The organism is Seongchinamella unica, assembly GCF_004354085.1.
Taxonomy (GTDB): domain Bacteria; phylum Pseudomonadota; class Gammaproteobacteria; order Pseudomonadales; family Halieaceae; genus Halioglobus; species Halioglobus unicus.
This window is the reverse complement of record NZ_SMSE01000002.1, coordinates 622132-634264: the sequence shown is the minus strand read 5'-3', so window position 1 is coordinate 634264 and position 12133 is coordinate 622132. Positions and strand designations below refer to the sequence as shown.

Genomic DNA, 12133 nt, shown 5'->3' with positions numbered 1-12133 from the left:
ACTCCTAGAACTCTAATGGTGTGGCAATGTGCCGTTCGTACATCATGTCGCGGTGCTTTTCCAGCGGCGCGCTGAGGCACTCCAGAATCTGTGGGTCGCTGCTGGTATAAATCGGCCTGAACCAGTCGGGCATGGGGTTTAGCTCAGGCGGCAGTGGCTTGATCATGCCAGCGAAATTGGCCCAATAGAAATCCACCGCGCCGGGGGCGCCGCCAAAGAAATAATCGCCCGCTGTGTTACTCAGGCTATGTTCGAGATACTGGCTGATCTGTCGCATGCGCGCGACGGCCTGCTGCACTGCCTCTGCGGAGTAACCGTATTTCTGCGCCAGCCGCTGGCTGCGGGCCGGAACGCTTTCCATGTCCATCATCGGCTGGAGCATCAGCAGACGCCGCTGCCAGCCAAAACCGTCGGCGCCGGCAATCAGGGCGCACAGACCGATGGCCCTGGATCTCTGGTCACAGTCTGCCGGCAGCAGCGCCGGTTCCGGCTGCAGTCGCTCGAGCAGCATCAGTTGGTCCAGCCAGTGACAGGCCGGCGGAAGCTCGTCGCTGACCAGCACGGGGGCGGCGGTTTGCCCGGTCCAGGCCCGCAATTCCGGATTTTCCCCGCCCCCGTCCTGGGCAACCGGCAGGTAATCGAGTCCCTTGTAAGCCAGCATCGCCTTGATTGACTCGCCCCAGGGACCGGGCACGCCTTTGGTCAACACCACTCGCAGGCCCTGCCCGTCCCTGGCGTCTGCTACCGAAACATAGTCCATCATTTTTTCCTGTCGCCCCGCTTCAATCGTCTATCCGCATCGAGTACGCCCGCTGGCGCAGGCGCTCGGCCATGGCCTGCAACTCGTCGGGATCACCCGGGGCCCGTGAATGAATTTTAAGGTCATCGCCCTCGTTCCGGGGGATAACGTGCATGTGATAATGAAATACCGTCTGTCCCGCAGCTGCACCGTTGAGCTGGAAGATACCGACCCCGTCGCACTGCAGTTCCTCCTTCACGGCGTGAGCGATCAGCGTGGATACATGCCCCACCAGGCCGATTGACTCCGGGGTGGCATCAAAAATGTCGGTGTAATGCTTCTTGGTGACGATCAGGCAGTGTCCGGGAGCCGCGGGAAATATATCGAGAAACGTCCGGGTATAGCGGGTTTCGTGTACCGGGTAGCAAGGCGCCTTGGCAGCGAGAATCTGGCAAAAAATACAACCGTCACTCATGTTGCGAGTCCCCTGGCTCAGGCATCAGCCACATCGAAGGCGATCGGCATGGCCTTGATGCCGTTAATGAAGTTGGATCGCAACCAGTTGATCTCGCCGTTGAGTCGGGGATTGCGTATACGCCGGGTAATTTCTTCGAAGATGACCTGCAACTCGAGGCGGGCAAGATGTGACCCCATGCAGAAGTGCTGGCCGACGCCGAATGCGCGGTGCTCATTGCGGACGTCCTCACGCTGGTTGCGGGTAATGTCAAAACGGTCCGGATCGGTAAATATCGTTTCATCGGCGCAGGCCGCACCATAAAACAGCTGAATCCTGTCACCCTTGCTGATCTGCCGGCCGCCCAGTTCCAGGTCCTCCATTGCCGTGCGACGGAAAGCGATGACTGCCGGGTTATAACGCAGGATTTCCTCAATCGCGTGGGTAATGAGCGTGGGGTCATCCACCAGCGCCTGGTACTGGTCGGGGTGCTCCATCAACAAGCGCATACCCTGGCTGGTTACGGTCCGGGTTGTTTCATTGCCGGCCACGATCAACATCAGGAAAAAGTTACAGAATTCATCGTCGGAGAGGGGCTCGTCCTCCACTGTACCGGTGAGCAAGGTGTTGACGATGTCGTTCTTCGGCTTGGCCCGGTGCTCAGCAGCCAATTCCAGGGCCATCATGAACATTTCCGCGGCCGCGTTCATGCCATCCTCTTCCGACGTGCTCAATTCGGGGTCATCCATCCCCAGCATGATATTGGTCAGCTCAAACAGGCGACGTCGCTTCTCCAGCGGCACACCCATCAGTTCGCAAATCGCCACCAGTGGCAGATCCACAGCGATAGCCTCGACAAATTCGCAATGTCCGTCCGCCACCGCCCTGTCGACCAGACCCCGGGCAACTTCACGGAAACGGGCTTCATAGGTATCGACCACCCTGGGGGTGAACGCCGCCCGCACCAGCCGGCGGTACTTGAGGTGCTGCGGCGGATCCATGTTGATCAGCTGGGTGCGGATCATGGCCAGTTGTTCTTCTCCCATCTCCCGCAGCAGACAGCCCCGCGCGGCCGAGGAAAACAGCGCCGGGTTCTTGGACACATAGTCCAGGTCCTGTTGCCGGGTCACCGCCCAGAAACCCACCCCCTGCTGCGAATCCTCGTGCCAGTAGACCGGTTGCTCCCGGCGCAGGTAGTGAAACTGTTCCCGGGGCAGTCCACCCTGATAGCTTTGCGGATCGGTCAGGTCAATATGCGGGCGGTCCCCCATGTCTGCTTCCTCTCACGACGGCTTGCCGAAGTTTACTCTCATCGCCTGATGCCCGCCCCACCCTGTTGGCTGATGCGTTTGGGTGCCCACCGTTCGACGCTACCGGGACACCCCAGGCACGACCGTTATGTAGCATTTACATCATATAACGGCTATATCATATTGTTTTAATTGCTAAACCTGCATAGGAGACAGGCCTTCCCCGCGGTGCTTACGCTTTCTGAGGCGCATTGTCAGGGTCTCGTCAATCGACCGGTAGCGATAGCAGCCCCGGGCATCGACTGAGCGCTGCAGTTGCCCGCGATGCATCAGGTAGTTCAGGTGGGCCAGGCACTCGCCCAGGGCGAGCCCGACGTGCTGGTCATCCAGCTCACGGGTGAATAGCACCGGCAACAACTCCACCGCCGACCTGGCCTCTTCGACACAGGCGGCCTCCAGGGCAATCAGGTGCTCCTCGTGGTGCTCGGTCAGGTAACGGAGCCGATGATGCAGCCCGTAGAAGGGAACATTGTGCGCAGGCAGTACCAGCGCGTCATCCGGAAGCACTTCCAGAAAACGATCCAGCGAGGCCAGCCAGACCTTGAGCGGGTTGCCATCCGGTTCACTGCCGGAAACGCTGATATTGCTGGTAATCCTCGGTATCACCTGGTCGCCGGAAATCAGTACATTGAGGGACTCACTGTACAGGCAGGCATGTTCCGGCGAATGCCCCTCGCCCACCACCACCTCCCAGCGCCGTCCGTTGATCGTGAGCCGGCCTCCGTCTTCGAGGCGCTGATAGGAGGTGGGCAATGGCCGGGTGATACGACGAATTCCGCCCATGCTCTCGCGGGCGGCCGCAACACCGGCCGGATCGCGGCCCATGCGCAGGTGATGCTGTTCGTTGGTCCAGCCAAAGTGTTCCGGTTCAGCCCGGGTATAAACCAGCCCGGTGAGGTATTCCCCGCGGGTCATGTAGAAAGGGACACGCCAGCGGTCACACAGCCAACCGGCGAGCCCGGTATGGTCGGGGTGCCAGTGGGTGGCCAGTACCGCTTTTACCGGCTTGCCGCCAAGGGAATGTTCAAATATCTGCTCCCACAGTTCCTCGGTGGCTCCAAGGGCCATTCCAGTGTCGACGATCCACCAGCCGTCACCGTCCTCGAGCAGGTACAGGTTGATATGATCCAGCGCCATCGGCAGCGGCATGCGCAGCCAGTACACACCCTCTGCCACCTGCAGCAGTTCGCCCGGGGCGGGAACTTCATCGTAGGGATAGCGAAGCACGATCAGCTCTTGTCCAGTCCGAGCTCCTTGATCAATGCAATCACGTCGTCGTGGTGCGTCTTGGTTTTCACCTTGTCCATCACGTGTTTGAGTCGCCCGTCCTTACCGATGATGAAGGTGGTACGCAGCACGCCCATAAACTCCCGCCCCATGAACTTCTTCATTCCCCAGGCACCGTATTTTTCCGTAATCGCGTGGTCTTCGTCGGACAGCAGGGTGAAATTGAGGTCCTGCTTCTCGATAAACCGCCCCAGCCTTGCAACGGGGTCGGGACTGACACCGAGCACCACGGTATCCAGCTTTGCCAGTTCTTTTGCGCTGTCGCGAATACCGCAGGCCTGCACAGTACAGCCAGGCGTCATGGCCTTGGGATAAAAATAGAGCACCACGTTTTTCTCGCCCCTGAACTGCTTGAGACTGACCTTGTTGCCATCCTGGTCCAGCAGGGTGAAAGCCGGGGCCATATTGCCTATTTTGGGGAATGCCATTGCTTACTCCTTGTCCTGTTGTTTGCGATGGCGGTACTCGATAGCGGACACGCGCACCGGGAAATGCCCCTCGCGCACGTCATCGAAATACTCGCGCAGTGTTTCCCTGACCACCGGGAATGCGATCTGGTCCCAGGGAATACCCTGTTCTTCGTAAAGTGCTGTCTCCAGGCTTTCGGGCCCGACACCGTACTCGCCATTATCCAGCTCGCAGCGATAAAACATGTACACCTGGCTGATATAGGGCACATCGAACACCCGGTACAGTTCCAGTTTACTGACCCTCGCCCGCGCCTCTTCCCAGGTTTCCCTGGCGGCGCCCTGCGGCGTGGTTTCCCCGTTCTCCATAAATCCCGCCGGTAACGTCCAGTACCCGAGCCTCGGCTCGATGGCGCGTTTGCACAGTAGCACCCTGCCTTCATAAACCGGCAGACAGCCAACAATGACACGCGGGTTGACATAGTGAATCGTCTCGCAACTGGTGCAGACAAATCGCTCGCGATCGTCACCCTGGGGAATTTTTAGCGCAACGGTATTACCGCAGCTGGTACAGAACTTCATGTATTCGCTTACCGCTATCGGGGCCCGGCCCGTATCAGAAAGGCAGCAGTATAGAGCCTATCATCATTAACGGCGAGGGCTTCAGTGTAGCTGGCGATAGGCACCGGAGAAAAACAGCAGGGGGTCACCGCCGGGTCTGCTGCTTACGTCAAGCACCCGGCCAACGATGATCAGGTGGTCACCGCCCTCGTGGGTTGCATGCAAATCGCACTCGAAGCTGACCAGGGCGCCGCGCAGCATCGGTGCGCCATGGCGCCCCTGGCGAAAGTGCGCCGCATCCAGCAGGTGATCGCCTTTTCGGGCGTACTGGTTGGACAGGTCCATCTGCTGGTCGCTGAGCACGTTAATGGCGAAGCGGCGGGGGCTGGCAAATGCGGCGTATACATCTGAGCCATTCTGCAGGTTCCACAGCACCAGCGGCGGGTCCAGCGACACGGAGGAAAAGGAATTGGCTGTCATGCCAAGGGCATTGCCATTGCTGTCCACGGTGGTGATTACGCAGACTCCGGTTGCGAAGCGGCCCAGGGCATTACGCAATTCACGTCCGTCGATATTCATTGCTACTCCTTACAGGATGAAGTTCAAGCGGGGTATTCAACCCGGGTAAAGCCCCGGGAGCATCCCCTGTTTCGGTTATTGTTGATCCCGGGGCTACCAGCGCCCGGCTCGTTCATTATCCGACTGCCGGGCATCGACCCAATGACTGCCGTCGGGACCAGTTTCCTTTTTCCAGAATGGCGCCCGGGTCTTGAGGTAGTCCATGATAAATTCGCAGGCGGCAAACGCCGCCTCCCGGTGCTTGGCGCTGACTCCCACCCAGACAATCTGGTTTGCCGGCTTCAATTTTCCTACCCGGTGCACAACCCCCACTGCCAGCAATGGCCACCGCGCGCAGGCGTCACGTGCAATACTGGTGATACTGCGCTCGGTCATCCCCGGATAGTGTTCCAGCTCCAGGGCAAGCACCGGGCGATCGTTATTGCTGTTGCGCACATAGCCGGTAAAGGTTGCAATCGCGCCCTCCGCTGCGTCCCCCTGAAGCAGGGAGCGCTGCAGGCTGGCAACGTCAAAATCGCCCTCCTGAACCCGCACCCGGACAGTTGCGCTCAACTCAACCACCTGTCACCGGTGGGAAGAATGCGACTTCGTCGCCGTCAGCAAGACCCTGGTTACCGGTCGCCACCTCCTGGTTGAGGGCGCGGATCACATTGTCCTGGCCCAGCACATCCCGCCAGCGGCTGCCATTTTCGGACACCAGTTTCTGTTGCAGGCTGTTGAGGTCGGCACAGGAGGCATCCAGCTCGATTTCCAGCCGGGCGCAATCGAGTTCCTCGCGGAAACGTCCAAAAAACAGTACCGTCAGCATCACTCCCCTTCCTCCCGGCGCCAGTGACCGGATTTGCCGCCGAGCTTTTCGACCAGGCCGATGCCGGAGATTTCCATGCCCCGGTCCACGGCTTTACACATGTCGTAAATCGTCAGGGCGGCGACCGAAGCCGCGGTAAGCGCCTCCATTTCCACGCCTGTTTTGCCGTCGACCTTGCAGCGCGCTTCGATGAGCACCTGACTGCTGGCAATATCCAGTTCAAAGCTGATATCGGCCGAGTTGAGCATCAGCGGATGGCACAGGGGAATGAGGTCGGGGCATTTTTTCGCCGCCTGGATGCCCGCCACCCGTGCCACCGCCAGGACATCGCCTTTCTTGTGCGCTCCGTCCTTTAACAGGCCCATTGTCTCGGGCAACATACTGACCCGGGCACAGGCAGTGGCCGAGCGCTGGGTCACCGGCTTGCTGCCAACATCCACCATATGGGCGGAGCCGGTTTCGTCGAGGTGAGTCAGTTTGCTCATCGCTTTTCCCATTACAATCACAGCCGGCAGAGTCTAGCCAATGGCGCCGGTGAAAGACAGTCCTGATCGATGGGGTCAGCCTTTTTGGCCGCAGCCCGCGCTTGCCCCGGGGCAACCGGGCGTTAGAGTACCCTGCGTGAAAGGAGGCTGACATGACAAAACTCAAATTGGGACTGCAATTGGGTTACTGGGGTGCCCTGTGCCCCGGGGAAAATCACACACAACTCGCCCAGGAGGCTGAGAAACTCGGTTTTGACTCGGTATGGACCGCAGAGTCCTGGGGTAACGACTGTTTCACGCCCCTGTCGTGGATAGGCGCACAGACCTCGAGGATTCGCCTGGGCACCTCCGTGGCCCAGTTGTCCGCCCGTACGCCGACTGCCTGCGCCATGGCCACGCTGGCGCTGGACGCCCTCTCGGGTGGCAGGATGATTCTCGGCCTCGGGGTGTCCGGCCCGCAGGTGGTAGAGGGCTGGTATGGCCAGCCCTACAGCAAACCGGTTACCCGCACCCGCGAATACGTGGACATTATCCGCAAAGTGCTCGCCAGGGAAGCCCCGGTTACCAGTGACGGCGAGTTTTACCCGCTACCCTACGAGGGACCCGGCTCCTGGGGCATGGGTAAGCCGCTCAAGCCCATCACCCATCCCCTGCGCGCCGATGTACCCATTTTCATTGGCGCCGAGGGACCGCGCAACGTCGCCCAGACCGCCCGGATCGCCGACGGCTGGTTACCACTTTACTACTCGCCCTACCGCCAGGAAGTATACGCAGACCAACTGGTGGATGCCCCCGAGGGCTTTGAAATATCCCCCACGGTCATGGTGTTCATCAACGACAACCTGGAGGAGGCACTTTACCCGGTGAAGGCGATGCTGGGTTTCTACATCGGCGGCATGGGATCTGCCAAGCGCAACTTCCACAAGGAGTTGATGGGCAGAATGGGCTTTCCGGACGAGGCGGAGGAGATCCAGCGCCTGTTCCTCGAGGGCAGGCGCGACGAAGGCGTTGCCACCGTTCCTGACCAGTTTGCCGATGAAATTTCTCTCTGCGGGCCGAAAGAACGCATCCGGGAAAAGTTGCAGGACTGGGAAAAGTCACCGGTGACCAGCCTGCTGATCAACGGTGACCAGCAAATGTTGAGAGACATGGCCGAACTGGTGCTATAGGTTCAGGGTTCCCCGATCCGATAGCGTTTCAGCAGCGCCTGGATCGGCTCGAACTTTTCATTCACAGGGTAGTCTCCTGCGGTCCAGCCGAGGCGTACGACAATGGCATCCAGGTCGGGAAAGATCATGACCGACTGTCCTCGATTACCCGACATGGCGTAAGCATCCGCCTGCAGGTCCGGCCAGCGCAGCGTCGGACCGCCGCCATTCAGCCAGAACTGGTAGCCGTAGCGCCTGTCATTGCTACTGGGATTCGGGGTGGAAGCAGCCGTTACCCAGCCCGGGGGCAGCCATTGGATACCATTGGCCCGGCCCTCGTTGAGCATGGGCAGCGCCATCCTGGCCCAGTCGCGGGCGGGCGCATAAAGATACGAACTGCCGACATAGACCCCGCTCGAATCCAGTTCAAAAACGGTATTGCGTAATCCCAGGGGTTCGGCAATTTCGCGAGCGAAAAACTCCACCAGCGCCCGGGGCTTGCCACCGAGTCGATCAGAAACCAGTCGGGCCAGCAGATTGCTGGTTCCGGATGAGTAATACCAATAGCTGCCGGGCGTGTGCAGCAGCGGGCTGGCCAGGGCAAGATCGGAGGCACTGGGGGCGGTAAACAGCATACGGGTGGAGTCGTTGCCGGGCAGGTAGGGCTCGCTGAATGCCAGCCCCGAGGACATCTGCAGCAGGTTCTCGACCGTAATCTCACGACGGGCATCCGCGCGCCAGGCTGGAAACAGTATGCTGTCGCTGCGCTGCAACTGCCCCAGCGCTTCCATCCTGCCCACCAGCAACGCGGTGAGACTCTTGCCCATGGACCAACCGAGCAGCGGTGTATCCGGGCTGATGCCATTACCGTACACCTCGGCGATCACCCGACCCGCCTGCACCACCAGCAGCGCCCGGGTATCCAGACCCTGCTGACTATCCTCTACCAGGGTCCTGGCCAACAACGCCTGCATGGTCTCATCCGGCTCTGCCACCTCATTGCCAGCTGGCCAGGGCCCGGACTGGAGCCTGGCAGCGGGCACATCCAGGGTTGCCAGATTCACCATGCCCCGATGCAGCAGGGTGCAACCCAGCCCGGGAAAATAGCGCGCCCTGGCCTCGACAGAACCGAGGGTGGCCACCACCGTATTGGGCTGCTCGTGCCTGACGTCCACCAGCAGTAATGCTGGCGAATAGGTGCTGATATCCGCCCGGTTACGCTCATCCGTAAAACCGGAAAGGTAGTAGCCGGAACAATGGAGTTTGGCGGCAATTCCGGTGCCCGTCGCTGCCATATCGGGCAGGCCGCGCAGTGGAATCCCTGCCAGGTGCAGGAACAGCAGGGGCACAGCAAGTAGAGCGATCAGAACCAACAGCAGGATTTTTTTCACGATGGGAGCCGTCTGTACAGATAACGCCATTTTCGCAAAATCAGGGGCTCTCTCATAGTCTGGCTATGCCACAGTGCCGTTCCCGTCTGCTATGCTTTGCCGCAGGGATGCATTGTGGGGATGACAGGGAATGATCGACGATTTCAATAACAATATCTGCCTCAAGGTTGGCGTGACCGCCCACCGGGATCTCCGCTACACCGACATCCCCCATGTTCAACAGCAGGTGCGTGATTTTCTCCAACGCCTGCAGTCTCAATTTCCCTCACTGCCCATTGTATTGGTGAACCCGTTGGCGGAAGGCGGTGACATGCTGGTGGCCAGAATCGCGCTGGACATGGGTTTACGACTGGAAACCCCCCTGCCAATGCCGCTAGAACTGTATGAAAAGGATTTCGGCCCGGAAGCTCTGGCTGATTTTCGCAGCACACTGGCCCACAGCGATAGCTACGAATTGCCGCTGGCGCCCGGCAGCACCCTGGATGACATCCGCGAACACGGCGAGGCACGCAACCGACAGTATGCACAGCTGGGCATGTATATCGCCAGTCACACGCATATGTTGTTGGCACTCTGGGACGGCCGGGAGTCAAGCGAACCCGGCGGCACCGCCAGCGTCGTTCATTACCAGTTACAGGATGTGATGCCGGGCATGCCTTCGCTGGAGCAGGCCAGGAACCTGCTCGCCGAAAAGGAAAATGACCTCGTTTACCATATCCACTGCCCGCGCGATGACAGTGAGCAACAACGCGTGGGGCGCTGGCTCAACAGCACCTCGGAATACCCCGGCCTCGATATGCCCAGCCGTTACCGCAGTGCATTCGACCACATGGAGGTTTTCAAACAGGACGCAAACCGCCATGACGCGCTGATCAGTGAATCGGGGGAAACCCTGCTGGCCAATGAGGAAATGTCCGCGGACTCCGGCCTTACCGCCATCGACAGCGTTTACCGCGTTGCCGACTGTCTTGCCATCTACTACTCACGACTGGTGGTCAGGGAACTGGTGCTGACCCACTCGCTGGCGGCCTTGATGGGGTTCAGTTTCATTACCTACTCGGAGTACCAGGAATTCGCTATCCTGTTGCCCGCTTTCCTGGTCTTTTTCTTTACCGCGTGGATCCTCAACAAGATTGCCAACGGGCTGAACTGGCACCGTAAGTACCTCGATTACCGGGCCCTGGCAGAGGGGCTGCGAGTACAGTTCTACTGGTGCCTGGCGGATGTGGAGGGATTCCATGGCACCGCCTTTACCTACGACAATCTTATGCAGAAGCAGGATGTCGAACTGGTATGGATACGCCACATGATGCGCAGTGTCAGTACGGCCGGACGAGCGAATAACCGAAAGCTGGACAACGGACTGACGCTGGCGATACAGCACTGGGTGGGAGGTGCCTGGGCCGATGCGGGTCAACTCGCCTATTACCACAATGCCGGCCAGGCACGAGCCAGCAAGCTCAAACGGGACGCCCTGTTCGGCCGGATCACCCTTTGGACAGGCATCAGCATCGCTTTTTACCTGCTGTTCATGGCCGCTGAACTGGACGAGACGAGCACCAACGTACTGTTTATCCTGATGGGTCTGTTACCGCTGCTGGCCGGTATTCGCGAAACCTACGCGTACAAGAAGGCCGATAAGGAACTGACCAAGCAATACCTGTTTATGTTTCGCACGTTTTCCGTCGCAAAACAGAAACTGGAGCAAAGCCTGGACCCGGTTACCCGCGGCGCACTCCTCAGGGCGCTGGGAGAAACCTGCCTGGAGGAACACGCGGAATGGATCCTGCTGCATCGGGAGCGGCCGCTGGAGAACTCGGGGCTCGCTGTGTGAACGTCACCGGGCTGTCAGGATATTTGGCGGCGGCGCTATGATCCCTCAAGCGGAAGGTTTGTGATCCTGTCCAGGCCGTCCCTCAGCTGGCCAGCCCAACGGTTCAGGATACGGTCGGCATTGGCCTTGTTGGTCACGCTGTTGGTCCAGGTCATCCGGTGATCGTCGGGGTCTTTCCTGCGATCCACGACCCGGGCGAGCACTTCTTCCGTGGTGGCGTCCACCAGCTCCAGATACAGGGTCATCTCTCCGGATGAAGTGGTGTAAGTGCGTTCAATTCCGGGGTAATTGGTTTGCGGAGCGTGGACATCGAGATTGATGATATTGGGCTCCAATATCAGAACCTCCTCCCCTTCGGTGAATTCTTCCACAATTTCGTAGGCCGGCGCTGCCGTCAGCGCGTCACGAAACTTTTGCGTACAGTCTGCACCGAGAGTACCCTTGATTCGATCCATATCTTTCTGGGTGACCCGGTTGGTGAGCTGCAAGCGGCTTTGGTTCTGGTCGCGAAGCCAGTTTTTGCGAAATGCCACCTGGCACTCTGTTACGCCATACTTTTTATACACGCTCAGGTCTACCCCAGGCTTGAGATAAACCGACTGGAACGAGGTATCGTCGACCAGGTGCAGCCCGTCGTGGCTTACCTCTGGCGCCTGTGAGTTCGTCCCCGCGCAGGCAGACAGGACGATGGCCGCAAAGACCACGGCGGAAAAATAGACAGCCCTAGTTTTCATGACGACTCCTGATGATATCCAAAGAAACCCTGTTTTCACTTCGACCAGAGTCCAATATGGTTGGCCTTTTCCGGATGTCAGTCAACCCTGTTCGAGCGCGGGCACCTCGGCGCTAGCGGGACGCCACCGCCAAAAACGATTCGCGTGCCTGGACGGCCGGAAGTACGATATCCCGATTCCTGCCAAATGTATGTGGAGTTGCCGACGGCCTGGGCCTGGGACAGCACCGAGAGAAGAGGCGGGGCGCTGGTGAAAATTCTACAGGGTATTACGTCGCGAATATGGCGGTGAGGGAGGGATTTGAACCCTCGAACGGTTTCCCGTTACACACTTTCCAGGCGTGCGCCTTCGACCACTCGGCCACCTCACCGTTGAGGGCGCGCATAATACCACAAG

Annotated in this window: 14 protein-coding genes and 1 tRNA gene; 2 read left to right on the top strand and 13 right to left on the bottom strand. The window is 59.4% G+C overall.

Features of this window, described 5'->3' with window-relative positions:
- Positions 1-4 precede the first annotated feature (4 nt).
- The 10 genes from E2F43_RS09995 to moaC form a co-directional block, all read right to left on the bottom strand.
- On the bottom strand, positions 5-760 hold the full coding sequence (locus tag E2F43_RS09995; RefSeq protein ID WP_238946840.1) for a glutathione S-transferase family protein: 756 nt from the start codon (positions 758-760) through the stop codon (positions 5-7).
- 22 nt (positions 761-782) lie between these two features.
- A complete protein-coding gene (locus E2F43_RS09990; protein ID WP_133212182.1) occupies positions 783-1214 on the bottom strand; it encodes an HIT family protein in 432 nt (143 codons plus the stop codon).
- Between the two features lie 17 nt (positions 1215-1231).
- Positions 1232-2464, bottom strand: coding sequence for a cytochrome P450 (locus E2F43_RS09985; RefSeq protein ID WP_133212180.1), 1233 nt, complete (start codon positions 2462-2464; stop codon positions 1232-1234).
- Between the two features lie 174 nt (positions 2465-2638).
- Positions 2639-3730: an MBL fold metallo-hydrolase gene (locus E2F43_RS09980; RefSeq protein ID WP_238946839.1), complete on the bottom strand. Its 1092-nt coding sequence runs from the start codon at positions 3728-3730 to the stop codon at positions 2639-2641.
- A 2-nt stretch (positions 3731-3732) separates the two neighbouring features.
- A complete protein-coding gene (gene bcp, locus E2F43_RS09975; RefSeq protein ID WP_133212178.1) occupies positions 3733-4218 on the bottom strand; it encodes a thioredoxin-dependent thiol peroxidase in 486 nt (161 codons plus the stop codon).
- A gap of 3 nt (positions 4219-4221) precedes the next feature.
- Positions 4222-4779 carry an NUDIX hydrolase gene (locus E2F43_RS09970; protein ID WP_133212176.1) on the bottom strand — a complete coding sequence of 186 codons (558 nt, stop codon included), beginning with the start codon at positions 4777-4779 and terminating at the stop codon, positions 4222-4224.
- Positions 4780-4860: 81 nt separating this feature from the next.
- Positions 4861-5337 (bottom strand): flavin reductase family protein, encoded by a 477-nt coding sequence (locus E2F43_RS09965; protein WP_133212174.1) that lies wholly within the window; start codon positions 5335-5337, stop codon positions 4861-4863.
- A gap of 93 nt (positions 5338-5430) precedes the next feature.
- Entirely contained in the window at positions 5431-5889 is a 459-nt protein-coding gene (gene moaE / locus E2F43_RS09960) for a molybdopterin synthase catalytic subunit MoaE (protein WP_133212172.1), read from the bottom strand.
- 1 nt (position 5890) lies between these two features.
- On the bottom strand, positions 5891-6145 hold the full coding sequence (moaD, locus tag E2F43_RS09955) for a molybdopterin converting factor subunit 1 (RefSeq protein ID WP_133212170.1): 255 nt from the start codon (positions 6143-6145) through the stop codon (positions 5891-5893).
- Positions 6145-6630, bottom strand: a complete 486-nt coding sequence (gene moaC / locus E2F43_RS09950; RefSeq protein WP_133212168.1) for a cyclic pyranopterin monophosphate synthase MoaC — start codon at positions 6628-6630, stop codon at positions 6145-6147. Before moaC ends, moaD begins: the two co-directional genes overlap by 1 nt.
- Before the next feature lie 152 nt (positions 6631-6782).
- Here moaC and E2F43_RS09945 point away from each other — a divergent pair, with 152 nt between their 5' ends.
- Positions 6783-7799 carry an LLM class F420-dependent oxidoreductase gene (locus E2F43_RS09945; RefSeq protein WP_133212166.1) on the top strand — a complete coding sequence of 339 codons (1017 nt, stop codon included), beginning with the start codon at positions 6783-6785 and terminating at the stop codon, positions 7797-7799.
- A gap of 2 nt (positions 7800-7801) precedes the next feature.
- Here E2F43_RS09945 and E2F43_RS09940 read toward each other — a convergent pair whose 3' ends face one another.
- A complete protein-coding gene (locus E2F43_RS09940) occupies positions 7802-9169 on the bottom strand; it encodes a serine hydrolase domain-containing protein (protein WP_133212164.1) in 1368 nt (455 codons plus the stop codon).
- Between the two features lie 130 nt (positions 9170-9299).
- On the opposite strand from E2F43_RS09940, the gene E2F43_RS09935 reads away from it, so the two are divergent.
- On the top strand, positions 9300-11003 hold the full coding sequence (locus E2F43_RS09935) for a hypothetical protein (RefSeq protein ID WP_133212162.1): 1704 nt from the start codon (positions 9300-9302) through the stop codon (positions 11001-11003).
- A 35-nt stretch (positions 11004-11038) separates the two neighbouring features.
- On the opposite strand, the gene E2F43_RS09930 is transcribed toward E2F43_RS09935, so the two are convergent.
- Both E2F43_RS09930 and E2F43_RS09925 read right to left on the bottom strand, forming a co-directional pair.
- Positions 11039-11737 carry a DUF3313 family protein gene (locus tag E2F43_RS09930; protein WP_133212160.1) on the bottom strand — a complete coding sequence of 233 codons (699 nt, stop codon included), beginning with the start codon at positions 11735-11737 and terminating at the stop codon, positions 11039-11041.
- A 282-nt stretch (positions 11738-12019) separates the two neighbouring features.
- A tRNA-Ser gene (locus tag E2F43_RS09925) sits at positions 12020-12107 on the bottom strand.
- Positions 12108-12133: the final 26 nt, after the last annotated feature.

What these genes read in the sequence shown, in the direction of transcription:
- E2F43_RS09990 (WP_133212182.1), bottom strand. Translation starts at nt 1,214, where the DNA reads ATGAGTGACGGTTGTATTTTTTGCCAGATTCTCGCTGCCAAGGCGCCT.
- moaD (WP_133212170.1), bottom strand. Translation starts at nt 6,145, where the DNA reads ATGCTGACGGTACTGTTTTTTGGACGTTTCCGCGAGGAACTCGATTGC.
- E2F43_RS09945 (WP_133212166.1), top strand. Translation starts at nt 6,783, where the DNA reads ATGACAAAACTCAAATTGGGACTGCAATTGGGTTACTGGGGTGCCCTG.
- E2F43_RS09965 (WP_133212174.1), bottom strand. Translation starts at nt 5,337, where the DNA reads ATGAATATCGACGGACGTGAATTGCGTAATGCCCTGGGCCGCTTCGCA.
- E2F43_RS09995 (WP_238946840.1), bottom strand. Translation starts at nt 760, where the DNA reads ATGGACTATGTTTCGGTAGCAGACGCCAGGGACGGGCAGGGCCTGCGA.
- E2F43_RS09985 (WP_133212180.1), bottom strand. Translation starts at nt 2,464, where the DNA reads ATGGGGGACCGCCCGCATATTGACCTGACCGATCCGCAAAGCTATCAG.
- E2F43_RS09970 (WP_133212176.1), bottom strand. Translation starts at nt 4,779, where the DNA reads ATGAAGTTCTGTACCAGCTGCGGTAATACCGTTGCGCTAAAAATTCCC.
- E2F43_RS09935 (WP_133212162.1), top strand. Translation starts at nt 9,300, where the DNA reads ATGATCGACGATTTCAATAACAATATCTGCCTCAAGGTTGGCGTGACC.
- bcp (WP_133212178.1), bottom strand. Translation starts at nt 4,218, where the DNA reads ATGGCATTCCCCAAAATAGGCAATATGGCCCCGGCTTTCACCCTGCTG.
- moaC (WP_133212168.1), bottom strand. Translation starts at nt 6,630, where the DNA reads ATGAGCAAACTGACTCACCTCGACGAAACCGGCTCCGCCCATATGGTG.
- E2F43_RS09930 (WP_133212160.1), bottom strand. Translation starts at nt 11,737, where the DNA reads ATGAAAACTAGGGCTGTCTATTTTTCCGCCGTGGTCTTTGCGGCCATC.